Annotated in this window: 24 protein-coding genes and 2 pseudogenes; 17 read left to right on the forward strand and 9 right to left on the reverse strand. The window is 41.6% G+C overall.

Features of this window, described 5'->3' with window-relative positions:
* Positions 1-245: 245 nt before the first annotated feature.
* On the forward strand, positions 246-755 hold the full coding sequence (apcB, locus tag IQ274_RS00725) for an allophycocyanin subunit beta (protein ID WP_069071277.1): 510 nt from the start codon (positions 246-248) through the stop codon (positions 753-755).
* Positions 756-907: 152 nt separating this feature from the next.
* On the opposite strand, the pseudogene IQ274_RS36220 reads toward apcB, so the two are convergent.
* Positions 908-1042: pseudogene (locus IQ274_RS36220) on the reverse strand (sulfate ABC transporter substrate-binding protein); the annotation flags it as partial.
* Between the two features lie 305 nt (positions 1043-1347).
* Here IQ274_RS36220 and IQ274_RS00730 point away from each other — a divergent pair.
* The 4 genes from IQ274_RS00730 (at position 1348) to IQ274_RS00745 (ending at position 4877) form a co-directional block, all read left to right on the forward strand.
* Positions 1348-2496 (forward strand): sulfate ABC transporter substrate-binding protein, encoded by a 1149-nt coding sequence (locus tag IQ274_RS00730; protein ID WP_163937189.1) that lies wholly within the window; start codon positions 1348-1350, stop codon positions 2494-2496.
* Positions 2497-2657: 161 nt separating this feature from the next.
* Positions 2658-3518, forward strand: a complete 861-nt coding sequence (cysT, locus tag IQ274_RS00735; protein ID WP_163937186.1) for a sulfate ABC transporter permease subunit CysT — start codon at positions 2658-2660, stop codon at positions 3516-3518.
* Positions 3505-4380, forward strand: a complete 876-nt coding sequence (gene cysW / locus IQ274_RS00740; protein WP_163937183.1) for a sulfate ABC transporter permease subunit CysW — start codon at positions 3505-3507, stop codon at positions 4378-4380. The genes cysT and cysW overlap by 14 nt, the downstream gene beginning before the upstream one ends.
* A gap of 230 nt (positions 4381-4610) precedes the next feature.
* Positions 4611-4877 (forward strand): NIL domain-containing protein, encoded by a 267-nt coding sequence (locus IQ274_RS00745; RefSeq protein WP_163929773.1) that lies wholly within the window; start codon positions 4611-4613, stop codon positions 4875-4877.
* An 82-nt stretch (positions 4878-4959) separates the two neighbouring features.
* On the opposite strand, the gene IQ274_RS00750 is transcribed toward IQ274_RS00745, so the two are convergent.
* Both IQ274_RS00750 and IQ274_RS37190 read right to left on the reverse strand, forming a co-directional pair.
* Positions 4960-7410 (reverse strand): beta strand repeat-containing protein, encoded by a 2451-nt coding sequence (locus IQ274_RS00750; protein ID WP_193867060.1) that lies wholly within the window; start codon positions 7408-7410, stop codon positions 4960-4962.
* A gap of 538 nt (positions 7411-7948) precedes the next feature.
* Positions 7949-8077, reverse strand: coding sequence for a hypothetical protein (locus IQ274_RS37190; protein WP_265578503.1), 129 nt, complete (start codon positions 8075-8077; stop codon positions 7949-7951).
* A 20-nt stretch (positions 8078-8097) separates the two neighbouring features.
* Here IQ274_RS37190 and IQ274_RS00755 point away from each other — a divergent pair, with 20 nt between their 5' ends.
* Together IQ274_RS00755 and IQ274_RS00760 are read left to right on the forward strand one after the other, a co-directional pair.
* Complete coding sequence (locus IQ274_RS00755) at positions 8098-8742, forward strand: NIL domain-containing protein (RefSeq protein ID WP_163929769.1); 645 nt, start codon at positions 8098-8100, stop codon at positions 8740-8742.
* Positions 8743-8764: 22 nt separating this feature from the next.
* Entirely contained in the window at positions 8765-9103 is a 339-nt protein-coding gene (locus IQ274_RS00760) for an NIL domain-containing protein (protein ID WP_193867061.1), read from the forward strand.
* 15 nt (positions 9104-9118) lie between these two features.
* On the opposite strand, the gene IQ274_RS00765 is transcribed toward IQ274_RS00760, so the two are convergent.
* Both IQ274_RS00765 and cysE read right to left on the reverse strand, forming a co-directional pair.
* Positions 9119-9709, reverse strand: a complete 591-nt coding sequence (locus IQ274_RS00765; protein ID WP_163929767.1) for a Crp/Fnr family transcriptional regulator — start codon at positions 9707-9709, stop codon at positions 9119-9121.
* Between the two features lie 274 nt (positions 9710-9983).
* Positions 9984-10712: a serine O-acetyltransferase gene (gene cysE, locus IQ274_RS00770; protein WP_193867062.1), complete on the reverse strand. Its 729-nt coding sequence runs from the start codon at positions 10710-10712 to the stop codon at positions 9984-9986.
* Between the two features lie 225 nt (positions 10713-10937).
* On the opposite strand from cysE, the gene IQ274_RS00775 reads away from it, so the two are divergent.
* Positions 10938-11408, forward strand: coding sequence for an RrF2 family transcriptional regulator (locus tag IQ274_RS00775; RefSeq protein ID WP_193867063.1), 471 nt, complete (start codon positions 10938-10940; stop codon positions 11406-11408).
* Positions 11409-11426: 18 nt separating this feature from the next.
* A complete protein-coding gene (cysK, locus tag IQ274_RS00780; protein WP_114080548.1) occupies positions 11427-12389 on the forward strand; it encodes a cysteine synthase A in 963 nt (320 codons plus the stop codon).
* A gap of 320 nt (positions 12390-12709) precedes the next feature.
* Here cysK and IQ274_RS00785 read toward each other — a convergent pair whose 3' ends face one another.
* Positions 12710-13417 (reverse strand): cadmium resistance transporter, encoded by a 708-nt coding sequence (locus IQ274_RS00785; RefSeq protein ID WP_193867064.1) that lies wholly within the window; start codon positions 13415-13417, stop codon positions 12710-12712.
* 126 nt (positions 13418-13543) lie between these two features.
* Here IQ274_RS00785 and IQ274_RS00790 point away from each other — a divergent pair, with 126 nt between their 5' ends.
* Complete coding sequence (locus IQ274_RS00790; RefSeq protein WP_163929764.1) at positions 13544-14206, forward strand: cadmium resistance transporter; 663 nt, start codon at positions 13544-13546, stop codon at positions 14204-14206.
* Between the two features lie 50 nt (positions 14207-14256).
* On the opposite strand, the gene IQ274_RS00795 is transcribed toward IQ274_RS00790, so the two are convergent.
* Entirely contained in the window at positions 14257-15054 is a 798-nt protein-coding gene (locus IQ274_RS00795) for a sulfite exporter TauE/SafE family protein (protein ID WP_163929763.1), read from the reverse strand.
* Positions 15055-15480: 426 nt separating this feature from the next.
* Here IQ274_RS00795 and IQ274_RS00800 point away from each other — a divergent pair.
* The 4 genes and pseudogenes from IQ274_RS00800 to IQ274_RS00815 form a co-directional block, all read left to right on the forward strand.
* Positions 15481-15653 (forward strand): annotated as a pseudogene (locus tag IQ274_RS00800) (NADH-dependent alcohol dehydrogenase); the annotation flags it as partial.
* 114 nt (positions 15654-15767) lie between these two features.
* Positions 15768-16355, forward strand: coding sequence for a TetR/AcrR family transcriptional regulator (locus IQ274_RS00805; protein WP_193867065.1), 588 nt, complete (start codon positions 15768-15770; stop codon positions 16353-16355).
* A gap of 4 nt (positions 16356-16359) precedes the next feature.
* On the forward strand, positions 16360-16749 hold the full coding sequence (locus IQ274_RS00810) for a tautomerase family protein (RefSeq protein ID WP_163929761.1): 390 nt from the start codon (positions 16360-16362) through the stop codon (positions 16747-16749).
* 111 nt (positions 16750-16860) lie between these two features.
* Positions 16861-17310 carry an acyl-CoA thioesterase gene (locus tag IQ274_RS00815; RefSeq protein WP_193867066.1) on the forward strand — a complete coding sequence of 150 codons (450 nt, stop codon included), beginning with the start codon at positions 16861-16863 and terminating at the stop codon, positions 17308-17310.
* Positions 17311-17972: 662 nt separating this feature from the next.
* Here the strand turns inward: IQ274_RS00815 and IQ274_RS00820 are convergent.
* Both IQ274_RS00820 and IQ274_RS00825 read right to left on the reverse strand, forming a co-directional pair.
* The gene (locus IQ274_RS00820) at positions 17973-18752 is read right to left on the reverse strand and encodes a DsbA family protein (RefSeq protein WP_228057962.1); all 780 of its coding nucleotides are present in this window, start codon (positions 18750-18752) and stop codon (positions 17973-17975) included.
* A 104-nt stretch (positions 18753-18856) separates the two neighbouring features.
* Positions 18857-19738: a 4-hydroxybenzoate solanesyltransferase gene (locus IQ274_RS00825; RefSeq protein WP_163929758.1), complete on the reverse strand. Its 882-nt coding sequence runs from the start codon at positions 19736-19738 to the stop codon at positions 18857-18859.
* Between the two features lie 310 nt (positions 19739-20048).
* Here IQ274_RS00825 and IQ274_RS00830 point away from each other — a divergent pair, with 310 nt between their 5' ends.
* The 3 genes from IQ274_RS00830 to IQ274_RS00840 all read left to right on the forward strand — a co-directional run bounded on the left by IQ274_RS00830 (position 20049) and on the right by IQ274_RS00840 (position 25205).
* Positions 20049-21695 carry a Ppx/GppA phosphatase family protein gene (locus IQ274_RS00830; protein WP_193867068.1) on the forward strand — a complete coding sequence of 549 codons (1647 nt, stop codon included), beginning with the start codon at positions 20049-20051 and terminating at the stop codon, positions 21693-21695.
* Positions 21696-22864: 1169 nt separating this feature from the next.
* Complete coding sequence (locus IQ274_RS00835) at positions 22865-23926, forward strand: DMT family transporter (protein WP_163929756.1); 1062 nt, start codon at positions 22865-22867, stop codon at positions 23924-23926.
* A gap of 133 nt (positions 23927-24059) precedes the next feature.
* The gene (locus tag IQ274_RS00840) at positions 24060-25205 is read left to right on the forward strand and encodes a peptidoglycan-binding protein (RefSeq protein ID WP_193867069.1); all 1146 of its coding nucleotides are present in this window, start codon (positions 24060-24062) and stop codon (positions 25203-25205) included.
* Positions 25206-25207: the final 2 nt, after the last annotated feature.

The following is a 25207-nucleotide window of genomic DNA, read 5'->3' on the forward strand; positions in this document are numbered from 1 at the left end:
ATTAGCTGATTTTGTAGTTTATGTTACAGATATCTGGATTATCAGGTTATATTAACCTTTCAGCGCTCATCTGTACAAAACTGGAAAGTTCATCATATAGGGGTCAACTTTGGCATAGAATCCTTAAATAGTGGATAGATTGTTTTTGTGCCGAATCTATTTTAAATAGCACAAAAATTTACTGGTGCGTAAGTGCAGCCAAATAAATATCAAACCATAAATAGCAAGGATTGGGAGAAAAAAGAATGCGCGATGCGGTAACAAGTTTAATTAAGAATTATGACTTAGCTGGTCGGTATTTTGACCGGAATGCGATCGATAGCCTAAAGTCTTACTTTGACAGTGGTACAGTCCGAGTCCAAGCGGCGGCGGCGATAAATTCTAATGCGGCTGCACTTGTCAAGCAGGCGGGTTTGAAGTTATATGAAGAACTGCCAGAATTGATTCGCCCCGGTGGAAATTCCTATACAACTCGTCGTTATGCAGCTTGTCTGCGCGACCTTGATTACTATTTGCGCTACGCTACCTATGCACTAGTTGCTGGGAACACAAATGTATTGGATGAACGAGTGCTACAAGGGCTACGGGAAACTTACAATTCTCTAGGCGTGCCTATTGGACCTACGGTTCGCGGTATCCAGATTCTCAAGGATCTGATTAAGGAGCAAGTAGCAGCAGCAGGTGTGGTTAATACTGCTTTTGTGGATGAACCATTTGATCACATCACACGCGAGTTGAGCGAGATAGATATTTAGATTTTAGGTGGGCGGGATGTCTGCCAAGACATAAATATAAATAGCGATCGCACTTTTGTCTTTGTTGGGAAAGAGCGATCGCTTTTTTAATCCAAGTTTTTGCCGCTAAAGGGCAATGTCACGCCTCTCTAATTCAGTTCAAAAAGGCCATGTTAGCGTTGTCCACTTTGGATTTTGTCGAATATTGCGCCGTCATCGAAAAACTTCTTCTGAACAGTATCCCAGCCTCCCAAACTCTGAACGTTGTAAAGCTTAGAAATCTTAGGAAATTTATTCTGTACTTCCTTTATACTAAAAATTTTGATTTTTCCTGGGGAAACTCGTAGTGAAGATATGTAAAATATCCGACTACTATTTCAAATGAGGGAGAAAAAATAACTAATGTCTAATTCTCAATTCCCTAGCAAATTGCTTGATACTTGAAAATAAAAGTATTGTAATTCCTTACATAATTGGTAGAATCACCATATTCTTGATGAAGAATGTGAGGTTTATTGGTGTTTGCAACTAGTTAGATGTAATCATCCGGTATGATAAACACTATATAACTGTATTCCCATCAGTTATCTGTAGATTTAGCGGAGGAAATGGAATGAGTTTGTGGCAACACCCACTGAAAAGATTACAAGCAATTGCTGAACATGGAACATATCGGTTCAGACTAAATTCGCTTAAAGGTTTTGTATCACTCTTTTTGGTAGGGACTGTATTGAGTGTGGCGCTTGCTGCCTGCTCTGGTGGAGGAACTGGGAATACTTCTTCTTCTGAAACCCCTAATGCTAGCGCTACTCCTGTGGCTGCAAACAAAGATAGTGTTGAACTAACTCTGGTTTCCTTTGCTGTCACCAAAGCGGCTCACGAAGCAATTATTCCTAAATTTGTAGAACAGTGGAAGAAAGATCATAATCAAACTGTCGTCTTCAAGCAAAGCTATGGCGGCTCTGGTTCTCAAACTCGCGCTGTTATCGATGGCTTGGAAGCAGATGTCGTCCACTTGGCACTAGCTGGAGACACTTCAAAGATTGAGAAGGCTGGATTGATTCAGCCAGGATGGGAGAAAGAAGTTCCCAACAACGGTATTGTCTCCAAATCAGTTGCAGCATTAGTAACTCGTTCCGGCAATCCTAAAGGCATCAAAAACTGGCAAGATTTAGCTAAAGACGGTGTAAAACTAATTACTGCTAACCCCAAAACTTCAGGTGTTGCTAAGTGGAATTTCTTAGCACTATGGGATTCTGTGATTAAAACAGGTGGCGATGAGGCTAAAGCCACTGAATTTGTGACTAAAGTTTACAAAAATGTGCCAATCTTGCCTAAAGATGCACGGGAAGCTACTGATACATTTGCCAAGCAAGGGCAGGGAGATGTCTTAATCAACTACGAAAACGAAGTCATTTTGGCACAGCAAAAGGGCGAGAAGGTTGATTATGTCATTCCCGATGTAAACATATCCATCGACAATCCGATCGCAGTGGTAGATAAGAATGTCGATAAGCATGGAACCCGCGAAGTTGCTGAAGGTTTTGTGAAATACCTCTATACTCCAGAAGCACAGCAAGAGTTTGTCAAATTAGGATTCCGTCCTGTGGATGAGACTTTAGCTCAAACTAAAGAAGTCACAGACAAATTTCCCAAGGTGAAAACTTTGGGTACAGTTGCAGACTTCGGCGGTTGGAGTGCAATCGATAAGAAATTTTTCGCCGATGGGGGCGTGTTTGATAAGATTCAAGCCCAAAAATAAACGGTAATTAAGTAATTCGTAATTCGTAATTCGTAGTGATAACCTTACAAAATTATTTTATCGAAAATTAAAATTTGTTGGAATGTCTTTGAATTACGAATTAGCAATTACGAATACTGGCAAAAAAATTCTTGTGAAATTTAAATTTTGAATTCTTGACTATGACGACTGTATCTTCTTCTTTGGAAGTTGAGCGCAAAACACCATTCTGGAAGAAATTGCGGCGGGTTCCCTGGACTTGGCGAATCACAATAGCATACCTGACAGTGATGTTGTTTATCCCCATAATTGCCATGTTCCTGAAAGCGAGTACGGAACCTCCGGCGAGATTTTGGGCGATCGCAACCAGTGATATCGCATTAGCTACCTATAATGTAACTTTTGTCACGGCAATATTTGCTGCCTTACTCAATGGCGTATTTGGTACTCTAATTGCTTGGGTTCTGGTGCGCTACGACTTTCCCTTCAAACGCTTGATTGATGCCACAGTAGATTTACCTTTTGCACTGCCAACTTCAGTAGCGGGGCTAACCCTAGCAACTGTTTACAGTGATAATGGCTGGATAGGTTCGCTACTAGCACCACTGGGAATTAAGGTAGCTTTTACTCGCACAGGAGTAGCGGTGGCAATGATATTTATCTCACTACCCTTTATTGTGAGAACTGTGCAACCCGTACTTCAGGAAATGGAACATGAAATTGAAGAAGCTTCTTGGTGTCTAGGCGCTTCTCAATGGCAGACCTTTTGGAAAGTAATTTTGCCACCTTTATTTCCGACGATTTTAACTGGTGTTGCCTTGGGTTTCTCCCGTGCGGTTGGCGAATATGGGTCAACTGTAATTATCTCTTCTAATACGCCCTATCAAGATTTGATCGCACCTGTATTGATTTTCCAACGGTTAGAGCAGTATGACTATTCTGGTGCAACAGTAATTGGCATAGTTTTACTATCAATTTCGTTGGTATTGCTATTAGCAATTAATTTCTTACAAGCATGGGCAAGACGATATGACAGTAGATAAGCCAAGTTTTCACTCATCTGCATCTGATACACATACAGCCAAGCCTAAAGAGCAGAAGAGTTGGGTGCCAATAGTTTTAATTGGTATAGCGATCGCTTATTTAGCTTTAGTTCAATACATCCCTGCAATCAACGTTTTTGTTCAAGCCTTCAGTAAGGGAGTTGGGCCATTTCTATCCAACCTGACACGACCAGCTTTTCTCCATGCAGCTTGGCTGACACTTTTGCTGGCTGTAATTTCTCTGCCTTTAAATACAGTATTTGGGCTATGTGCAGCTTGGGCGATCGCTCGTCATAAATTTCCTGGACGAGCCATAGTTTTGAGCATTATTGACCTGCCCTTTTCCATCTCGCCCGTAGTTGCAGGATTGATGATTGTGCTACTTTACGGACGCAATGGGTGGTTTGGCCCTTGGCTCCAGGCACATGATATCAAAATAATCTTTGCCTTTCCAGGTATGGTGCTGGCTACAGCCTTCGTGAGTATGCCCTTTGTGGCGCGGGAAGTGATTCCCGTTTTAGAGGAATTTGGTAAGGATCAAGAAGAAGCTGCTAGAACTCTCGGTGCGAAAGATTGGCAGATATTTTGGCGTGTCACCTTACCTAGCATCCGTTGGGGCTTACTCTACGGTTTAATTTTGACCAATGCCAGAGCAATGGGTGAATTCGGGGCAGTTTCGGTGGTATCTGGCAATATTGCTGACCAAACCCAGAGCTTACCACTGTTTGTAGAAGATGCTTACAAACAGTATGAAACCGAAGCTGCCTTCTCTGCGGCTGTATTGTTAGCATTGCTAGCAGTAGTAACTTTGGTGCTAAAAGAGATTTTAGAACGGAAAACCAGCATCAAAGATGTTGAATAGTTAGGTTTTGGGCATTGGTTATAAGAAGGGGAAGGGGGAAAGGGGAAGGGGGAAAGGTAAAACCTCGCCCGCAAGTGGCGCGAAATAATCCAAATTTTATGAGGAAGGTAAAAACCTCGCCCACAAGTGGCGCGACCTGTTCATCCCTTTCCCCTTTAACCTTTTCCCTTTTATTCATCCTTGTTTCCCTCCACCCCTCTGCCCCCACTCCCCTCTACGGCTATTAACTAATTATGTCTAGTAACACACCTACCAATAAACGGATTCGACTCAGAATTCCCAAGGACTATCACCAAGAACCTGTGATTTCTCGCCTAGTGTCTGACTACAATCTGACTGTGAATATCACAGCAGCCATTCTGGGAGCCAATGCTGTCGGGGATGGTTGGTTTGACCTTGAATTACAAGGAACAGATGCACAAATTCAGAGCGGACTAACTTATCTCCATGATTTGGAATTAGAAGTCTGGGATGATACTAAAACAATTGATTGGTAAGGATTATAGCAACAATAGTATGGGCGCACAGCTAGCTGCACGCCCTCACGAATACCCGATAAAGAACTACTATATTAACCAACTACGCTTGAATAATGAAGTCTGTAGCTGTGAGAGCGGGGGCACCGCTAAGAGTGGCAAATAGACCACCACTACCAAAACCAGCCTCACTACCATTTGGATTGTAGAACAACTGCCCACTCACAGCGTCATAGACAATTTTCGCTGTGCTGGCTTTGCCTAAATTGGTCACTTGAAAATCACTGACATTACTAAAACCTATTCCAGGGGTCGAAGCGATCGCACTAAAAGTAGTCTTATCCAGAATAATTTTATCGCCTTGGAAGTGTTTGAAGTCAGCGATCGTATCTTCACCAACAGCAGCACTGGCAAAGGGAGCATTGGTGTTGTACAAAAATTTGTCAGTACCCGCACCACCTACAAGGGTATCATTACCTGCACCACCAATGAGAGTGTCATTACCAGCACCACCCCGCAATATATCGTTGCCACTCTTGCCGTCGATTTTGTCGTTACCTCCTTGACCATTGACCACATCAGCAGAGTTGTCAAAACCCGTGATGTTATTGTTGAGTTCATTGAGGAAAGTTACCGTGTTCTTGTTGTACAGGCTAGTTTGAGTGGAATTTGCATCAAAGACATCAAAGCTGTCGGCAATGTTATTTTGCCCATCAAATAAAATATTACCAATGGCAAGTCTTGTTCCTGAAGCTGGCAAGTTATCGAGGTTTTCTAACTGAAAGTTTTGCAGAGTAACTTTGGTATTAGCCACATTTTCAAAGGTGACTTCCAAATTGCTGCCATTTTGAGTTAGTTGCAGATTTCGGGCAGTTAAACCACTCCCTGTAAATTGCAAGGTGTCAACATTGCCAATCACTGCTGATGAAGGATTTGAGCCTTTACCAACGCCACCAAAATCTGTAATGGTATCATTGCGATCGCCTCGGCGAATTACGAATTTATCTTGACCGCCGTTGCCAGTAAGAGTATCGTTACCACCTTTGCCGTCGATGATATTGTTGCCAGATGTGCCTAAGAGAGTATCTGCACCAGCAGTTCCTGTGAGGTTAGAGTTGCCGATATTCGTCCCGCCAAACAGCACATAGGTTTGCCCAGATTGGGAGCCGATAAGCAGGTCGTCGAAGCCGTCGCCATTGACATCTCCGGCACCACTGACAGAGATGGCTGAGTTGTTCAAAGTGAAGCCGTTGATGGTAAAGCCGTTAGAGCCGTTGAGATCCGAGAGGTTGAGGCTAGAACTAAAGCCTGTACTTTTGCCAAATACCACAAAGTTCTGCTCCGATCTGAGAATAATCAGGTCGTCGAAGCCGTCGCCGTTGACATCTCCAGCACCTCGGACAGAGAACCCTGTGGAATCCGTTCTAATGCCGTTGATAGTGAAACCGTTAGAGCCGTTGAGTTCCGAGAGGTTAAGGCTGGGGCTAAACCCTGTGCTGTTGCCAAACACCACGTAGCTCTGCCCAGAAGCGAAGACGGTACCGTTCTCGGAACTGAAACTTATTGCCCCGATAATTAGGTCGTCGATGCCATCGCCATTGACATCTCCAGCACTACTGACAGGGGAGCCTGAGAAGTCACCTTCCTTGATGCCGTTGATAGTGAAGCCGTTAGCACCGTTGAGGGTAGAGAGATTGAGGCTGGGGCTAAAGCCTGTGCTGTTGCCGAACACCACGTAGCTCTGCCCAGAAGAGAAGCCGTTAGGTGAGGCATTGGATGCCCCGATAATCACGTCGTCGATACCGTCGCCGTTGATATCTCCGGCATCGCTGACAGAGCCACCTGATATGTCACCCATTTCGATGCCGTTGATAGCAAAGCCGTTAGTACCGTTGAGGCTGGAGAGATTGAGGCTGGGGCTAAAGCCTGTGCTTTTGCCAAACACTACATAGCTCTGCCCGGAAAAGTTATTAGCATAAGGTGCGCCGATAATCAGGTCATCGAAGCCATCGTTGTTGATATCTCCAGCACCGCTGATAGAGCTACCCGATATATTATTTGCTGCGATGCCATTGATGGCGAAGCCGTTAGTACCGTTGAGGGTGGAGAGGTTGAGGCTGGAGCTAAAGCCTGTGTTCTTGCCAAATACCACGTAACTCTGTCCAGATTGGGAGCCGTTGGGGTCAGCACCAGATGCTCCGATGATTAGGTCATCGATGCCATCGCCGTTAACATCTCCAGCGCTGCTGACATTGCCTGAAAAGTCATTCGCCGCAATGCCATTGATAGCGAAGCCATTAGCACCGTTGAGGTCTGAGAGGTTGAGGCTAGAGCTAAAGCCTGTGCTGCTGCCAAATACCACGTAGCTTTGCCCAGATTCAGAGCCGTTGGGGTCGGCACCGGGTGCCCCGATAATCAGGTCGTCTAAGCCGTCGCCATTAATATCTCCCGCATCGCTGACAGAGGAGCCTGATCTGTCAGCCGTTGCAATGCTGTTAATGACGAAGCCATTAGTGCCATTGAGGTCAGCAAGATTGAAGGATGAATTAGCCATGATTTTCTCCTGTATTTTTTGTTATTCAGGGAGTAGCTCATATCTGGTATCAGGTAGCTCTGAGTCTCGGTTATATGCAAGACCAGGATTTCAAAACCAAGCAGACTTGCTTTCTGTGCGCGTAAATTCTGCACGCTTTAGGTTGACGGTGATTGGTCGGATATATTAAATCAATGAAAATTAAACATACAAATTCCGCCACTAGGCTTTTACCTGAGTGTCCCTAGTTTTTTCAGTCATCATTAATTTTGATGGGTTGCCAATTCGGCAATTTGATTACCCATCAAAATTAATGCGATCGCTCTCTAGCCGGTCAATTGATTTCGATTAAAAAAACTTAAAATTGCGTTTCCATTTGCGGAAACACTAAATATTCTTATGAATACATCCACGCCACAAATATAGTAAATTGTCAATATATTTTGGATCGAGTTACTTTACATAAATTAATCATATTTTACGTGAATTTACCCATTGCTTTTTTGCATTCTTCGTGGGATTCTCCTTTACATAACAAAAATGCGTTAAATCGATAGAGCTACCGTAGTTTAATAAGAGCCAAAAAGATGAAAATTTCTATAAGGCTGACATTCAACCAGGCAAAGTTGAGTTCTAGGGGCGCGGCATCAGCAAGATTCTCTGTCGAACCAAAAAATTGCCTAGGCATCGCTATTGGGAATTAATCTGATGTCTCAGTGTAAATCTGTAGAACCTGCTTCAGTACACAGCCGCATTCTCGTACCTCAGAGGTATCATAGGCAACCTGTAATTTCGCGGCTGGTGTCTCGTTATGGTTTAACCGTCAATATCAAAGCAGCATCATTGACATCCGATAGTGACAGCGATGGCTGGTTTGATTTGGAACTTTCGGGAAATCCCCAAAAACTGACAAATAGCCTATCTTACTTGCAAGGATTGGGAGTGAATTTACTGGAATTAGCGATCGCTAACCACATTCAATCTAACCAGCACTCTTTACCTTTCCCAAATCTAGTTAGCAAACTGAGTCCCAAAGATTCTGCATTCCTGACAAATCAATGGCAAGAACAATTCCAGCAATGGATTTCTCTAGGTCAAACTAATCGATTGCGCTTGCAACTGTGTGTCTTAAAATCTTATTACAAAGAGCCGGTGATTTCTGAATTAGTTTCTCGTTATGGATTAACTGTAAATATTACCAGTGCTACACTTCAACCCGATACAGAAGATGACGGCTGGTTTGACTTGGATTTGTGGGGGAGAACCAAACAACTTTACTCTAGCCTGAGTTATTTAGAAAAACTGGGGCTACCGATTTGGCTGGATTTATCTAGCGTTTATAGCGATAGCTAAGTAATAAAATCGTCACTATCCAATGGCAGCATTAAATAAACGTCAAACCAATTCCCAAACCAGATTATCACTGGTTTCTTCAGTCTCTAACAAAAGCCAAGTCTCTCAGATTCGCCTGCGGATATATATTCCCAAATGCTATCTGCAAGCGCCTGTGATTTCACAATTAATTTCTAGTTACGGCTTGGTAGTTAATATTACTAAGGCTATGCTACAACCAAATACAGACGAAGAAGGGTGCTTTGATATTGAACTAAGGGGAACATTACCACAAATCTCTAACGGTTTGGCTTATCTGGAATCCCTGAATCTTAGAATTGTGGGCAAGCCGAATGCAGACGGCGATAGCTGGTTTTGTTGAAATAATCTAAATAATTTAAATTTCGTAGTACCAAATATCTTCTTCTCGCACCACAATTCGATGCAGGGAAAGACGAGCAATTAAGCCTTCTTGCTCAAACTGTCCAAGAACACGAGTGATAGTCACACGAGTTGAACCTAGCATTTCAGCCAAGTCTTCGTGAGTCAGACGCATATCTATTAAACGTCCCTTCTCAACTTCCGAACCAAACTTTTTAGATAACCATGCCAACAGCTTGATCAGCATGGTATCAACTTTTTTATGGCTACGAATAACCATCAATTCTTGAGCTTGTTGGATATGGGCAAGTAGAGTTTCTGTTAGTTGAGTCCACTCCTCTACAGGTAAGACTGTCGCCTCTACTTTAGTTAGGCATTCCATCTGATAAGGTTCTAATTTTGACAAAGACTTACCAACAATATCTCCAGGGCCCCACAATCCCAAAGCGACGGTTGTACCATCTTCCAAATAGGTAAAAGTCCTGACAAAACCAGTTTCAATCTTCCAAAGTCCGTTTGGATGCTCTGGTAGAAATGACCTCCGGGCAAAAATTTCTTTAGTATTATTACTGTTTAAGCTAGTTAAATTTGCATATAAAGATACCATGACTATAACACTATTCTCCGATAAATTAACCGTAGTATTATATTTATATCAGGTTCTAAGAGCATCTGGGCATTTTAAAGAAGGAATAGGGAGATAGAGCAAGGGAGCAGAATTATTCTCCTTTCCCCCTCAATAGGTTCGGATAAGCTTTTTTCACTTTCCTTGTGGTCTGGGTAAAGGTTAAGGGTTAAAGAGGAAAGGATGTATTCAAAACATGAGTCCCTTTCCCCTTTCCCCTTTAACCAAACCGTATTGCCTTGCCCAATGCCCAAAATTAAATTCCCGCACCATCAAGAAAATCTTCAATCATCCCATCAGACTTATTGTTCTTAGGGTTGTATGTTTGTTCGTCGCCAAGCTCATTTGAGGACAAATTTGATTCATCTTGCAACTCTTCGAACTGTTTTTCTAGAGCCTTGACACGTTCAAATAAAGCGCGGATAACTTCAGCTTCTACGTCGCGGACTTTATCATGATCCAGAACATTAGTAGACAAGTTGTTCTGACGAGTTACGCGCCCTGGAATCCCGACTACGGTTGTGTTACTGGGTACATCTCGCAACACCACAGAACCAGCTCCAATACGGACGCGATCGCCAATTAGAATATTTCCCAATACCTTTGCACCCGCTCCCACAACCACATGAGAGCCTAAAGTTGGATGGCGTTTGCCGGTTTGTTTTCCTGTACCACCTAAGGTCACACCTTGATAAATCAGGGCATAGTCGCCCACGATCGCAGTTTCACCAATCACAACTCCCATACCGTGGTCAATAAACACTCCCTGTCCAATTAATGCCCCAGGATGGATTTCAATCCCAGTTAAAAACCGACTAATATGAGAGATAAACCGAGGTATGAAGGGAATCCCAATTTTATACAGCCAGTGTGCTAATCGATGAAACACTAGGGCTTGGAGTCCAGGGTAACAGAACAATACTTCTAGCCAGTTACGCGCTGCTGGGTCACGCTCAAAAATGGTTCGCAAATCAGTTAGTAGCATACTCTGTTGAGATTTTCGTTGGTAATTGAGGCTCTGAAAACAGAAACTCAGGATAATTCCCACTAAAAGATCGAGTCATTTATGGGAATTATGTAAGATAATAATCTACGGTAAGTCGATAGAATATAGTGTTTTTGTGGGTAGTAAGTGGGATGCTATCACATTCCACACGTTGAAAAAATTAATTTCGGATAAACTGCCATAAGTCCCCCAATTCACCGTAGTATGTTGAGTACAGTCTTGAATAGCCAAAACTACGCTCTCTTGGATCTGTCTTCCAAAGTGGAATATGCATTGCTAGCACTCTTAGAACTGGCAAGCCACCACGGAAAAAAACTTCCTCTAACCATGAGCGAGATCACTACCAAACAACCTATACCTGAACGCTATCTGGAACAAATTTTGACCAACCTCCGGCGTTCTGGTGTGGTGCAGAGTCAACGCGGCTCTAAAGGAGGTTTTGTTTTAGCTCGTGAACCTTGGCAGATTACACTTCTGGAAATTGTCACTTTAGTCGAAGGTGAGCGGAAAGAGAAAGATACATCTGACTCTCCGACTCTAGAAAAGACTCTGGTTTATGAAGTTTGGGAGCAAGCTAACACTGCTGCAATTGAAGTATTGGGTCGCTATACACTCCAAGACTTGTGCGAGGAAAGAGAGACTCGCGCACAGCAAAGCCCGATGTATTATATTTAAACACGATGGAGTATTCACATGCGGATAGCGAAAGATATCACAGAGTTAATCGGACGGACTCCTTTAGTTCAATTAAACAAAATTCCCCAAGCTTCAGGAGCGGTTGCTCGGATTGTGGTGAAGCTAGAAAGCATGAATCCAGCATCTTCTGTGAAAGATCGGATTGGCGCGAGTATGGTGGAAACGGCGGAAGAAGCTGGCTTGATTCACCCCGGAAAAACTATTTTAGTAGAGCCGACTTCTGGGAATACAGGAATTGCGCTAGCGATGGTGGCGGCCGCTAAGGGGTACCATCTCATTCTAACGATGCCTGACACAATGAGCCACGAAAGACGATCGATGCTCAAAGCTTATGGCGCTCAATTAGAGTTAACGCCAGGGGTAGAAGGGATGCGAGGAGCGATCGGTCGTGCAGAGCAGATTTTAGCTCAAACGCCCAATGCTTATATGTTGCAGCAGTTCCGCAACCCCGCCAACCCGAAAGTTCACGCCGAAACCACAGCAGAAGAAATCTGGAATGATACCGATGGAGAGGTGGATATTCTAGTGGCGGGAGTGGGTACTGGTGGGACGATTACAGGAGTTGCAGAAGTTATTAAAGGACGGAAGCCAAGTTTTCAAGCGATCGCAGTTGAACCAAGCAGCAGTCCGGTATTAACGGGTGGAAAATCAGGGCCTCACAAAATTCAGGGTATCGGCGCGGGATTTGTCCCAGCAATTTATCGTCCAGAATTGGTGGATGAAGTGATTCAGGTAGCGGATGAGCAAGCGATCGCTTACAGCCGTCGCCTAGCAAAAGAAGAAGGATTGTTATCGGGCATTTCTACTGGCGCTGCTTTATATGCGGCTATTCAAGTAGCACAACGTCCAGAAAATGCAGGTCGTCTAATCGTCATGATCCAGCCTAGCTTCGGCGAACGCTACCTCAGCACCTCACTATTCAAAGATCCAGAAGAAAATGAGTGGTTGAGTAAAGTTTGATTCTGCATAACAATTTTAAGTAAGTAGGAAAGAATAATTCAAACTATCTTACATAAGCCTCGTCTACCTTGAGAACCGTAGTTTTGTCGGTTGGGTGCAGCGATCGCGTAACCCAACATAAAATTTGGTGGTAATGTTGGGTTGCGTTTCACTCTACCCAACCTACATAAATATATCTTTTAAAAAACTCTAGGTTTCAACATAGATGAGGTTTAATAGAAAATTAATTAAATTGGCTCGTAGTGAGGTCTACCCTGTGAGAACGCTTTGCGAACAGCCCTTAAAATAGGGCTAAAGCCCTCGATACTATTCACGTCCACTTACTTAGAATTTTCGCCAATTTCATCTACACTTTCATTATTTTTCACCAAAATCATCAAACATAAACAACTAGCAGCTAGCTTGATTAAGCTCAAAGCTTCACTTTTTAGTACAATAAAAGCGCCTAATCCGATAAGAATAAAAGGCACAAAATTATTAATATAGCCAGTCAATATATCAGCTATTACTTTGTAGTGAGTTAATTTGTATGCCCCATAACACCAAATTCCTAACAATATAAAAAATAATCCGATAATTACCACAAAACTCTCTAAGTTGCTGCTAGCAAATAAAGGCACGTAGACACTAATATTATCGCTACCATTGGCAAGTGTAACGGCTGCCACACTGTAACTTTGGGGAGAAAAAAAACTCGTAATTGTTGATGTTTCAGCCTCTTCTGTCGTAGCAACAACTTCTTTTGATGAATCTTCTTCTTGATTCACCAAACTACTGATACCTATGGACATTGGTAATAAACCAAGTAATCCAATCCAGGTTTTAGATAATATTAAACCGCCAAATAAACCAGGAAGACTAAGGATTAGCAGAACTGTAAAACCTAAAAACTGACCAGCAACTATATGCCGAGGACGAAGGCTAGTATTTATTTGAGAAAAAAACAATAATAAAATGACAATATCATCAATATTAGTGGCAATGAACGCAATTGCCCCTGTAGTAATTGCAGTAACTAATTCGTTCATATTTTACAGCAGTTTCTAGGTCTTTAGACTGATCAGATCAGGAATGGGTATTAAAAAGTAGTGTAGTTTAATTACTTGAAAGGTTAATTTGCTATGGTGAGAAATCGTAGGTTCTAAAAATCCAGCATGAGTAAGTTAGGGACAGTCTTCAGTGAAGGGATAATTGCCTTCATAGCCACTAACATAGATGACATCATTATCTTGTTAATATTTTTTTCACAGATAGATGTTAATTTTCGGCGGCGGCATATCTTACTCGGTCAATATCTGGGTTTTTCAGCCATTATCATCGCTAGCTTACCAGGATTTTTTGGTGGATTGGTCATACAGCGAGAATGGATAGGATTACTAGGACTGCTACCAATAGCAATTGGTATTCAACAATTAATATATAGAAAAGAAGAAACTATAACAGTTCAGACAGTCAGTAGTGATTTTAATCAACCTACGCCTACTAACCCGTTATTGTCTTTTATTTTGAGTGTTTTGCACCCCCAAACCTATAAAGTGGCAGCAGTAACGATCGCTAATGGGGGTGACAATATTAGTATATATATCCCTTTGTTCGCTGGTCATGACCTAGCCAGTTTGGGAATAATTTTAGGTATATTTTTTATCATGGTAGGGGTTTGGTGTGCGATCGCTTATTTTTTAAGTCGTCAACCTACCATTGCTTATATTTTAAGTCGCTACGGTAAAGCTGCTGTACCTTTTGTGTTAATCGGCTTGGGTCTGTTCATTATGTATGAGCGAGGTACATTCACTCTACTACCTTGGGTGAGAAGTTAATCAATGTTGGATGTTGGATGTTGGATTTGGGATCTAAAATCTCAATTTGCTTACACTTGATGAACTAATTTCCAACTCACCATCATCAAAATGGCGTAAATAATAAACCGTAGTGGGCGCTGGGGAGCTACTTGGCAGATTTTAGCACCTAGCAGAACTCCTGGTACAGAGCCGAGCCAGATAGGTATTACTAAATTCCAATCAACTGTTCCCAGGCTGAGATGACCAAGGGCTGTAAACAGCAGTAAAATTGCTGCGTGTGAGATATCAGTACCCACTAACTTCCGTGCATCTAAACGGAAAAACCCAATCAGCACTAGGGCAAACATTGAACCTGATGAGACGCTAGTTAGACCAACTAAACAGCCTAAAATGGCCCCCAAAGTGATTGTTAGGAAGCGGCCAAAGTTAGTTTCTAAGTCTAACTTTGGTAGTTCGGGTAAGTTGAATTTGGGTAAAAAAGTCAATAACAACAATTGCACTAGTGCTAACGCTGTGACTAGCAAAATCATCACACCAAGCAAACGGAGCAAGATGTTATCCAGATTATAATCACCTGTACGTTTAAGAAAGTGCAAAATTCCCACTCCAAACAGTGAGCCTGGAACACTCCCGAATGCCAGCCATTTGACAACTTCTATATCCAGAGTTTTCTGTTCCCAATGCTTAACGCTACCAACAATCTTCATCAATGTGGCAGCTACAACATCAGAACTCACTGCGATGGAAGGCGGAACCTGAAAAACAAAAATCAACATTGGGGTAATGAGAGAGGCTCCGCCAATTCCCGTCAAACCAACTATGATGCCAACGAAGAAGCTTAAGAATGGTAGTGATAAATAGTGCATACTCTTTGGGGGTTTGAGAAAGTCAGCTAGAACTTCACTACTAGAGAGCAATAACTCAGCCGAACTACAGCCCAGTGATAGAGCTAGTCATGGCAAATTATTGTGTTTCTCAAAGGATGAGTGACACAAAGAAAGGTTTATCTAGCTAAAAATTAGGGCAGAGAATTACTAGACAACTTAAAACCTGTCTGAAAGTTTTTGGAAGTATGACAACTGACATTTAGCTGAAACAGACTTTTATAACTGCTTATGGGTCAGTTGTTTTACTAAATCAACTTCTTACTGGTTTTTTTGCGGTTTTACATGTAAAAGCCGGTAAAGCTATGTACTTACCGTATTTTACTTGTAAACACGAGCAAACGTCTAGCGTATTCGTTTTGTATATCGCTATATTCTCTGGATAATACACCGCAAGTCTAATGACTCATGGAAAATTTTGTTTTTTACAACCCCGTCAAAATCCTGTTTGGCAAAGCTCAAATCGCCAATATTACTGCTGAAACTTCTGTTGATGCTCAAAAAAACATCTCATTACCTACAGTGGAGGTAGCATCAAAACTAACGGCGTTTATAACCGAGTGAAGTCTGCGTTGTTTGGACTACAAAAAACACTTGACTTACAAGCATGTATAGTGATAAAAACAAACAGACCAATTGGTCTGTAATTTTTAATCAATAAACTACACGACTTCCTACTCTAATAAATCGCTGTAATGTCCAAAGGCGAAGCAACAAAAAGTAGAATTCTCTATCAAGCAGCCGAACTGTTTAACCAACAGGGGTATGCAGGCTCATCAATGTCAGACATCATGCGTGTGACTGGATTGCAAAAAGGAGGAATTTATAATCACTTTCAAAGCAAAGACGATCTCGCATTACAGGCTTTTGATTTTGCGATCGCTCGCATTAAACAGCATACTAGATTTGCATTGCGAAGCAAACGCCATGCAGTAGAACGCCTGCAAGCAATCATTGGGATATTTAGTAGCTTCGCAGAAAACCCACCTATCAAAGGAGGGTGCCCACTGATGAATACTGCTGTGGAAAGCGATGATGCTCATCCGGCGTTGCGGGAACGCGCTCAACAGGCGATGAACTCTTGGCTGCATCTAATTCGTCGAATTATTGAAACGGGAATTGCCAAGGGTGAAATTCGCTCTGAAGTAAATGCTGATGAAATTGCCACCGTCATAATTGCAACGCTAGAAGGGGCCATAATGATGAGTAAGCTTTATGGAGATTCAATTCACATGCACAGGATAATTAATCACCTGAATCAATACTTGGAAACTCACCTTTAAATATATGGTACAAATCAAAGTATATTCTTTAGCTGACAAATTAAATCCTATTAAAACGGAGCTATCAAATGTAATCCATACCTCCCTCATAGAGGTTTTACAGATTGCCCCTGAAAAAAGATTTCACCGTTTTTTCCCACTGGATAAATCAGATTTTTACTATCCATCTGATAGAACAGACAATTATCTGGTTATCGAAATTAGTATGTTTGAGGGACGCTCAGTGGAAACAAAAAAAGAGTTGATTCGCCTACTGATTAAAAATATTAATGAAAAATTCAATATTCCTATATACGATATTGAAATCACAATTTTTGAAACGCCCAAATCTAACTGGGGTATTAGAGGGGTACCTGGCGACGAGTTAACCTTAAACTACAAAGTAGAAGTTTGAAATTGTTGTAGGTAATGGGTTATTAGGCAATTAATAATTACCCATGCTTGAAAAGAGTAAAATTTTTTCTATTTTTACAGACCGATCGGTTTTAAAGTATCAAGAGAAATAATGCTAGTAAATAACAGTTTGCACAGACCATTAGAAGTAGTATTAGAAATTCCTGTAAGAACATACGACATTGACTTTATGGGAATCGTAAGCAATATTGTATATATCAGATGGTTAGAGGATTTACGTTTAAAGTTTTTAGATGAATATTGGCACCTCAATCAACAAATTGATCAAGGATATGCACCTGTTCTAGCTGGAACTAAAATTGAATATAAACGCCCAATAAAAATTATTGACCAAGTAATTGGACGTTTATGGCTAAGTAATTTAGGACGATTGAAGTGGACTGTACAAGCTGAAATTTTATCTAATAATGAGTTAGCAGCCGTAGCTAGTCAAAAGGGTGCTTTTGTCAGTTTACAAAATAGTCGTCCTATTCCTATTCCAGAGGAATTAAAGAATAAATATTTAGAGCATCAAAAAGGAAGTCTGAAAGACTATTCATAAAGTAATACTCTTGGGTTAAGACTTTATCCTCCCTAACCTTCCTTAAAAAGAAGGGAACTAGAGGAAGCCTTTTTAAGGTGAGTCAGGCGCAGCAAATTTTCTGACTTCCCTAATCTTAAAAGAAGCTTTAAGTTACCATATATTTAAGAACATGAGGAGTGAAGAAAATTTCTTCTCATCACTCCTCATCAGCTACTCCTTACACTTGCCTCAAGTACATCACTAAACTGTTGTATGAAACCTCTAACTAAAGATGCACATTATTGTTAAATAAAAAAGTATCTATCTAAACAAATACTATGGAGATACAATCCTTACACAGTATATAGTAATCTGCTTTGATTTTTGTTCGCATAGTGTAGTCTAGCCATACTTACGTGGGTAGGCAAGAGGCAATAGAAAAGAAGGCTTTTTGAGTTGTACAGGGTTTTTTCAATAATCAAATATGAGCTTTATATCTTGATCAAGCTTATTGCTAGTTATCAAGCATCATTATAAAAAAATGTAGCTAGGCATAATTAAAAATATAATAAAATCCTAGTTTGTAGTAAGCAATGAATCGCTCATGGAAAGGTTTATCAGGACTAAAGTCATTACTACAAACTTGAATTTATTTACACTTAGTTACTTAAACAGTCAGAGGTTATTTTCAACACAGTAATTTACTTAGCACCAGTCAATATATTTTCGATATCCGCTAGCTGTACAACTCCTGAAAAAGTTGGACTATTAATGACAAAGAAAGGTGTGCCGGAAACACCCAACTTCTCTGCTAATTGGATATCTTTTGTAATTGCGGGAGTAGCAAGAGTAAGATCGCGTTTAAATTTACTTAAATCTAGATTCAGTTTTTTAGCAATATCTAAATATAACGCTTTACCTAGTTGCTTTTGATTAGTAAATAGCGCATCATGATATTCCCAAAATTTGCCCTGTTGATATGCTGCCCAAGCTGCTGCTGCCGATGGTAATGCTTCAGCATGAATTGAAATTAGTGGTAAATTCTTATAAACTAATTTTACTTTATCGGGATATTTTGCTAACAATTGTTTCAATGTTTTATGCGCCTCGGCACAGTAGGGACATTGAAAATCGGAAAATTCTATTAGCACAGTTTTTGATTGAATTGAACCTGTGGTGGGAGACTCACCAATCACTGTTTGAGGATTCGTCTTTAAATCTTGTAAAAATGTTTGCTGTGCTTGCTTGAGTTTTTGTTGTTGCTGCTGCTGATAAGCTTGAACAGATTCAATAATTGCCTGTGGATGTTCGCGGATAATTTGTAAGACTTGCTGTTCTAATTGCGGATCAATTCGGCTAGCAGCTTGTGCAGGAAATGACCAGGTGATAACTAAACAGAGCAGACTTATTGCTGCCCAAGTACGCATATACTGAATTAATGGACTAAAGGAATCAAAGAATTTACTCATAGAAAAACTCATAAATATTTTTGTTTAACTCTATAGACGCGCAGTTGCTTCGACTTCAAAGTACGCTTCAAGGAAAAATCCCATCATCAAAGTTATGAAAATTCCCTTTTTACTGATTAAAAAGATCCAGCGATCATCCCAACAAGTAAAATAAAACCAATCCACACGTTTTGCCGGAACATCTTACCATAAACAGAATTAGGTAAATCTCGCTGTCTTAATCGCAGAGATTGCCAAACCCATCCCATAGTAGCAACTGCAAGGCTAATCCAGAAGGCTAAGTGCAGATTTATGAGTAAACCTAACCAAGCCAATAACAAGATTGTGCCAGCAAAGAAAATTCCAATAGCTACAGGGGCATAATTCCCAAAAAATAGGGCGCTTGAATTAACACCAATGCGGCGATCGTCTTCCTTGTCGCTCATGGCATAAACTGTATCAAATCCCAATGTCCACAGTACAGTCGCGCCCCAAAGTAACCAAGTTGGTTGAGTGATGGTTTGAGTAACTGCACTCCAGCTAATCAACACTCCAAAACCCCAAGCGATGGAAAGTACCAGTTGCGGTACAGGAAACACTCGCTTTGCGCCTGGATAAAGGACAATTACGGGCACTGCTGCCACACATAACCAGAAACTTAGGGGGTTAAGGTAAAGGGCCAGGATAGCTGCACATGCTAGTGATACGATCGCAACTACAATCCCAACTTTCACAGACAAAGCGCGAGAAGCGAGGGGGCGATCGCGTGTTCTCTCCACTTCTGGATCGATATCCCGATCCCATAAATCATTGACAACACATCCCGCCGCACTCGTGGCCAGAGTACCCAATATAATTACACCAACCAGAGGTAAAGGCGGTTTCCCAGAAGCTGCTAAAAACACTGCCCAAAGAGCCGGAATCATTAAAATTAACCGTCCTTCTGGTTTATGCCAGCGTAAAAGCCGGATAATTACAAGCCAAACTGGTAACTGGGGGCGTTCTGGCATCGTTAACATAGAAATCAACAAATAACTTTAGATAGATGAATTCACACATCTTTACATCTATAGAATAACGTTATTTGTTATTTGTAAAAACATCACCCAAAGTGGCAACTTTAAATATCTTTTAATAGTCGCTAGCGTTAGACGCATTAGGGTGAATATACTTAGCTCAGTTGCCCTTGACGAAACTGAGTTGCGATTGCTGAGTATTTTTTAATTTACTCAGCACTCAGTTTGAGTAAGTACATTGCAATTAATATCAGTGCCAGCTACCCCGACATACCACCGTTTGCCATCATTTCTTATAAAGAGAGAAAACTAGATGCAGAATTTAGTTTCGGCTAGCTGGGAGAGTTCTGCAACTCAACCACCTAAGCAACATCGGATTATTGCTGCCATTGACCTGGGAACAAATTCTCTACACATGGTAGTAGTCAAAATTGACCCGACGCTACCAGCCTTTAGCATTATCGCCAGAGAAAAAGAAACTGTGAGACTTGGCGATCGCAATCTTACCACTGGAGAACTCAAACCAGAGATCATTAAAAAGGCGATCGCTGCTTTAGGACGCTTTCAAGAAGTTGCCAAAACCATCAATGCTGAAACAATCATTGCTGTGGCGACTAGTGCCGTGCGCGAAGCCCCCAATGGTAAAGATTTTTTGTACAGGGTAGAAACGGAATTGGGTTTAAGCGTTGACTTAATTTCTGGTCAAGAAGAAGCGCGACGAATCTACCTTGGCGTGCTGTCGGGGATGGAATTTCACAACCAACCCCATACTATTATTGATATTGGCGGTGGTTCCACAGAAATAGTTTTGGGCGATAGTCACCAAGCGCGGACTCTCACCAGTACCAAAGTCGGTGCAGTGCGACTCACTAGCGAGTTAATCACTACCGATCCCATCAGCAACGCGGAGTTTCTGTATCTGCAATCCTATACACGCGGTATGTTAGAACGTTCCGTGGATGAGGTATTAGCAAATTTCCAACCTGGAGAATCTCCCCGTTTAGTGGGTACATCTGGCACGATTGAAACTCTGGCGATGATTCATGCACGAGAAAAATCGGGTGTTATTCCTTCTACTCTTAATGGCTACCAGTTTAGTCTTAAAGACTTGCGAGAATTGGTAAATCGCTTGCGGAAACTGAGTAATTCCGAAAAGGCTGCGATTCCTGGTATGCCAGATAAACGGTCTGAAGTTATACTGGCTGGCGCAGTAATATTACAGGAAGCGATGACCCTTTTAGGCAGTGAATCGATCACTGTTTGCGAACGCTCTTTAAGGGAAGGTGTAATTGTAGACTGGATGTTAAGCCACGGTTTAATTGAAGATAAGCTGCGTTACCAAAGTTCAGTTCGGGAACGGAATGTTTTAAAAATCGCTAATAAATACCACGTTAACTTAGAGTATAGCGATCGCGTCGCCAAATTTGCCAAGAGTTTATTTGATCAAACTCAAGGTACGTTACATCACTGGGGATCTGACGAGCGACAACTGCTATGGGCAGCTGCAATATTACACAATTGCGGTCATTATGTCAGTCATTCGTCTCACCACAAGCACTCTTATTATCTAATTCGCAATGGTGAATTACTTGGTTATACAGAAACTGAGATTGAAATCATAGCCAACTTAGCACGTTATCATCGCAAATCGCCGCCCAAGAAAAAACATGAAATTTACCAGAGTCTGCTGACTAAAGAGCAGTGCCAAATGGTTAGTCAATTAAGTGCAATCCTAAGATTAGCGGTGGCACTAGATAGACGACAAATTGGTGCGATATCTCAAGTGCAATGTGAGTATTATCAACAACTTCGACAGGTAAACCTGCTAATTTTTCCATCTCAAGCTGATGATGACTGTGCTTTAGAACTTTGGAGTTTAGATTATAAAAAAGGAGTGCTTGAGGAAGAATTTGGAGTTAAATTAGTAGCAAGTTTAGAAAAACCTTTTAGAAAAATTTAAGGTTGTTAAATTGTTTTAGAAAGTAGTAGCGTGGCCAGACTAAAGGTGAAGCAGAGCGCAACCCAACATATATAAAAATGTTGGCTTTGGCAAAGCCTCCAACGCCACTTGCTACAACGCGGGAAACCCGCGCAACGCATTGGCTCCCCAACCTACAATTTTTTTGCAACATTTTAGCCTTGCCGCTCCAGTAGGGTGCGTTAACGCAGTGTAACGCACCTGTTACAAAACAAGATTTTGCAGTTAAAGAAGAATTCAGCAGTCAGAATCAAGATACTCTCTACGAGATGCCCCGCGTAGCTTGCTTATTTGCAGGCTTTACGATACGCCATCCCTTTTTTCGGTCAGAATTTATTCATAATTCTGACTCCTGACTCCTGAATTCTATTTTGATAAAGATGGTTTCAGAATTAAAGTAAACCTCATCTCTGATTTTGGCATCCTACTTAAGGAGCAATTTATAAAGTGTCCTAAGAAGCATTTAAAAATTAAAATTAGTAATTAGAATATAGTCAACAATCTATTTAATAGGTTATGTTGCTATTGGATACCTAAGCCGGGAAAACTTAGGTATCTTTCTATAATATAAAATCTCAAGAAAGCAGTTGAGACTGCATGTTTTTCTGCATTAAACCGCTTCAGGTGTAGAGAAGCAAGTCCTTTGCTCATCTGAGGGCGCGACACAGATATAAAAAAGGAAAATACTGAACTTTTTGAAAAATTGCCTAATTTACATTTAGAAGATTGGAGTATATCTTAATTTATCTCAAGCCTAAATTAACCGATTTGTTTACAGTAAAAAACTTCAGAGCAATATATTAACTTCCGATTATTCTCTGGCTGAATTTAAAATCTCAAGCGAATTGCTACTTTTTTGAGCCCATCATTGGAATCAAGAATATAACCATATTATACATACAAACAGTGCTATCTACTTGATTTTAAGCATTTGTGTTTGTTAACTGATCAAGCTTTTTCAAGCTATCTGTCTAATTAAAAACATATTCAACCACCTGTAACCTAAGCTACACCTGAGTATTCTTCCCTGATCATTGAGACGCTACACGATGTTGTAAAGCACCCGCCAGAAGCGATCGCAAAACTACATAATTCGGTAAAATTGGGTAAAGCAATTTTTGTGCTTGTTAAACAAAGGCATCAGCAAATCCATGCAACTGAAACTCAGTGCATCTCGACTTCCCTTCGCCCCTCTTTTGTTAATTGCGCCCTTTTTCCTATGGGGGACGGCAATGGTAGCCATGAAAGGAGTGATACCCCACACCACACCGCTATTCATGGCGGGAGTGCGCCTGATACCAGCAGGGATGTTAATTCTGATTGCAGCAGCATTCATGGGTAAACCCCAGCCCAAGGGTTGGGCTGCATGGCTGTGGATTGCCTTATTTGCCCTCATAGATGGGACTTTATTTCAAGGCTTTTTGGCTGAAGGATTAGTCAGAACCAGCGCAGGGTTAGGGTCTGTAATGATTGACTCGCAACCCTTGGCAGTAGCATTGCTATCGTTGTGGCTATTCCAAGAACACATTGGTTTTTGGGGATGGCTAGGGTTAGGTTTGGGAGTCACAGGCATTAGTTTAATTGGCTTACCTGATGAGTGGATTTTACATATTCTCGACTCAGGCGCAAATATCACAATTGGCAACTGGCAAGACTTGTTTGCTAGCGGTGAGTGGTTGATGCTATTGGCAGCCTTATCAATGGCTGTGGGAACAGTGTTGATTCGGTTTGTTTGTCGGTATGCTGACCCAGTAACCGCTACGGGATGGCACATGATTTTGGGGGGATTACCACTATGGGGGATTTCGTCAGTTGTCGAATCTCAGCAGTGGGAAAATCTGGGAGGATCTGATTTAGTGGCTTTGAGTTATGCTACTGTTTTTGGCAGTGCGATCGCCTACGGGTTATTCTTCTACTTTGCCTCTAGTGGCAGTCTCACTAGTCTTAGTTCTCTTACCTTCCTTACACCCGTCTTTGCCCTATTATTCGGCAATCTCTTTCTCTCAGAAGTCCTCAGTCCGGTGCAGTGGGTAGGTGTTTTCCTCACTTTAATTAGCATCTATCTCATTAACCAACGTGATGCTTTAGGAGCGCAAAACGACACACTTACTGTCGGCGAAATAGCTAATATAAAGCAACCAGTTTTAGATTCATCTGCTAAAAAATTGAACCCTGTAAGCCTAGCAGTTAGAAAATCTGAACCAGAAATTTAACCCTAACTCGTTAAGTATAGGTGAGGGTGATTAGAGACAACACCCAATGCCCAATGACAGTTAACATTTTGTCATCTAGAAGGTATTGTGGTATCGAAGACTTCAAAAGCACGTTCAGGCTGAAACTTTCAATATGAGGCTATGCCGTTCCTCAATTCTGATATTTACCTGTTTTTCTTGCGTGGGTTTTTACCCAAATCGTGCAAGTACAGCCACACCTAACCTAGCGCCTGAAATTTTAGAACTGGCACAAGCTAGTTCGACAGTTACCGCTAGTCCGGCTGTATTAAGATATGGTAGTCAAAAATCAGATGTGCAGAGATTACAAACCCAATTAAAACAGTTGGGATACTACAATGGCTTGATAGATGGACAGTACAACGCTAGTACAGAAATCGCTGTAGCTAAATTCCAGAAAGCAAAGGGTTTAAAAGTAGATGGACTTGCTGGTCTAACAACTAGGAGGAGGCTGCAAGCAGCTTTAGTTGCCAAAAATCAGACCGTCACTTCTCCAATAGTCACTTTTCCTAATCCAACTCCCACCAAACCGACTGCAAAACCCAAGCCACCTGAGAAAGGTTTCATCTGGTGGTTTATATTTGCCATCGGAGTTTTAGGAAGTATTGGCGCACTTATTTACCTGATGAGGTGGTTTCGTCAGATTAAACAAGTGCAAAAGTCCGAAATATCAGATACTAAAAGTTTGAGTGAAGCTAACAAAAAAACGATGATACCACCCCCACCAGAGACTGTAACTAGTCCAGAAACAGCTACGCCGCCGCTATCCACACAATTACTACTACCAGAAAAAACTTCCCGGCTTGCTAAACTCAATATCGTTGACGAATTAATTCAAGACTTACGCAGTTCTGACCCAACGAAGCGACGCAAGGCTATTTGGGATTTGGGTCAGCAGGGAGATTCGCGGGCAATTCAACCAATGGTTGACCTAATGATTGATGCTGATTCTCAAGAAAGCAGCTTGATTTTGGCAGCTTTGGCAGAAATTGGTATCCGCACACTCAAACCGATGAACCGGGGTTTAGCAATTTCAATGCAAGATGAAAGTCCCCAAGTACGGCAAAATGCGATCCGAGACTTGACGCGCATTTATGACATGATGGGTCAAATGAGTCAGATGTTGCGCCATGCATTAGAAGACCCAGATGCCGAAGTACAAGCAACAGCACGATATGCTTTAACACAGATGAATCGAATGCGTGGCTTACCGGAACAACAAGGTTTACCAGAAAATTCACACAACGATGTACGAGAATAAGC

The organism is Nostoc sp. LEGE 12447 (assembly GCF_015206985.1).
GTDB lineage: Bacteria > Cyanobacteriota > Cyanobacteriia > Cyanobacteriales > Nostocaceae > Nostoc.

Coding starts and splice junctions, on each gene's coding strand:
- IQ274_RS00810 (WP_163929761.1), top strand. CDS start 16,360: ATGGTACAAATCAAAGTATATTCTTTAGCTGACAAATTAAATCCTATT.
- IQ274_RS00765 (WP_163929767.1), bottom strand. CDS start 9,709: ATGGTATCTTTATATGCAAATTTAACTAGCTTAAACAGTAATAATACT.
- IQ274_RS00815 (WP_193867066.1), top strand. CDS start 16,861: ATGCTAGTAAATAACAGTTTGCACAGACCATTAGAAGTAGTATTAGAA.
- IQ274_RS00840 (WP_193867069.1), top strand. CDS start 24,060: ATGAGGCTATGCCGTTCCTCAATTCTGATATTTACCTGTTTTTCTTGC.
- cysT (WP_163937186.1), top strand. CDS start 2,658: ATGACGACTGTATCTTCTTCTTTGGAAGTTGAGCGCAAAACACCATTC.
- IQ274_RS00795 (WP_163929763.1), bottom strand. CDS start 15,054: ATGCACTATTTATCACTACCATTCTTAAGCTTCTTCGTTGGCATCATA.
- apcB (WP_069071277.1), top strand. CDS start 246: ATGCGCGATGCGGTAACAAGTTTAATTAAGAATTATGACTTAGCTGGT.
- IQ274_RS00785 (WP_193867064.1), bottom strand. CDS start 13,417: ATGAACGAATTAGTTACTGCAATTACTACAGGGGCAATTGCGTTCATT.
- IQ274_RS00805 (WP_193867065.1), top strand. CDS start 15,768: ATGTCCAAAGGCGAAGCAACAAAAAGTAGAATTCTCTATCAAGCAGCC.
- IQ274_RS00730 (WP_163937189.1), top strand. CDS start 1,348: ATGAGTTTGTGGCAACACCCACTGAAAAGATTACAAGCAATTGCTGAA.
- IQ274_RS00825 (WP_163929758.1), bottom strand. CDS start 19,738: ATGTTAACGATGCCAGAACGCCCCCAGTTACCAGTTTGGCTTGTAATT.
- IQ274_RS00755 (WP_163929769.1), top strand. CDS start 8,098: ATGTCTCAGTGTAAATCTGTAGAACCTGCTTCAGTACACAGCCGCATT.
- IQ274_RS00830 (WP_193867068.1), top strand. CDS start 20,049: ATGCAGAATTTAGTTTCGGCTAGCTGGGAGAGTTCTGCAACTCAACCA.
- IQ274_RS00790 (WP_163929764.1), top strand. CDS start 13,544: ATGAGTAAGTTAGGGACAGTCTTCAGTGAAGGGATAATTGCCTTCATA.
- cysK (WP_114080548.1), top strand. CDS start 11,427: ATGCGGATAGCGAAAGATATCACAGAGTTAATCGGACGGACTCCTTTA.
- cysW (WP_163937183.1), top strand. CDS start 3,505: ATGACAGTAGATAAGCCAAGTTTTCACTCATCTGCATCTGATACACAT.
- IQ274_RS00820 (WP_228057962.1), bottom strand. CDS start 18,752: ATGAGTTTTTCTATGAGTAAATTCTTTGATTCCTTTAGTCCATTAATT.
- IQ274_RS37190 (WP_265578503.1), bottom strand. CDS start 8,077: ATGCCTAGGCAATTTTTTGGTTCGACAGAGAATCTTGCTGATGCCGCG.
- cysE (WP_193867062.1), bottom strand. CDS start 10,712: ATGCTACTAACTGATTTGCGAACCATTTTTGAGCGTGACCCAGCAGCG.
- IQ274_RS00775 (WP_193867063.1), top strand. CDS start 10,938: ATGTTGAGTACAGTCTTGAATAGCCAAAACTACGCTCTCTTGGATCTG.
- IQ274_RS00760 (WP_193867061.1), top strand. CDS start 8,765: ATGGCAGCATTAAATAAACGTCAAACCAATTCCCAAACCAGATTATCA.
- IQ274_RS00835 (WP_163929756.1), top strand. CDS start 22,865: ATGCAACTGAAACTCAGTGCATCTCGACTTCCCTTCGCCCCTCTTTTG.
- IQ274_RS00750 (WP_193867060.1), bottom strand. CDS start 7,410: ATGGCTAATTCATCCTTCAATCTTGCTGACCTCAATGGCACTAATGGC.